Annotated in this window: 1 protein-coding gene; it reads right to left on the reverse strand. The window is 66.6% G+C overall.

The genetic code is table 11. From position 1 onward, the window contains the following. Positions 1 to 815 (reverse strand): carbohydrate ABC transporter permease (locus IE329_RS40000; RefSeq protein ID WP_229928168.1); only part of this gene is annotated, 815 nt, incomplete at its 5' end.

An 815-nucleotide genomic window follows, 5' to 3' on the forward strand; every position in this document is an offset into this window, starting at 1 on the left:
CTACTTGACGGATCCGGCGGTGAGGCCGGAGACGACCTGGCGTTCGATGAAGGCGAACAGGACGATGACGGGGAGGATGGCGACGACGGATCCGGCGAAGAGGTAGTTCCACTGGACGGTGTAGTTGCCGATGAAGTTGTTGATGCCGACGGTGAGGGGCTGGCTCTCGGGGACGGTGGTGAGGCGCAGGCCCATCACGAATTCGTTCCAGGCGGAGATGAAGGTGAAGATCAGGGCGGTGACGATGCCGGGCATGGCGAGCGGGATCGTGACGCGGCGCAGGGCGCCGAGCCGGCCGAGGCCGTCGATCTGGGCGGCCTCCTCCAGTTCGACGGGGATGGAGGAGATGTAGGCGGTGAGGATCCAGATGGCGAACGCGAGGTTGAAGGCGGCGTTGCAGATGATCAGGGTCCAGACCGAGTTGAGCATCCCGAACTGGTAGAACTCGCGGTAGAGGCCGACCAGCAGGGAGGTGGGCTGGAACATCTGGGTGACCAGGACGAGCAGCAGGAAGAGCTTGCGGCCGCGGTACTTGATGCGGGCGGTGTAGTAGGCGGCGGGCAGGGCGACCAGCAGGACGAGCAGGGTGGAGCCGGCCGCGACGAGCAGGGTGACGCGCAGGTTGCCGCCGAGGGTGGAGTCGGTCCAGACCTTGACCAGGTTGGACCACTCGAAGTGCGAGGGCAGGTAGGTGGCGTCGCGCAGTTCGTCGGCCGGCCGCAGCGCGGTGACGATCATCTCCAGGTACGGGATGAGGAACAGCGCCGCCAGCAGCCACGCGACCGCCGCGACGATCACCGTCCGCGGCCGGATCG

This window comes from Kitasatospora indigofera (assembly GCF_014655955.1).
GTDB classification, from domain to species: Bacteria; Actinomycetota; Actinomycetes; order Streptomycetales; family Streptomycetaceae; genus Kitasatospora; species Kitasatospora indigofera.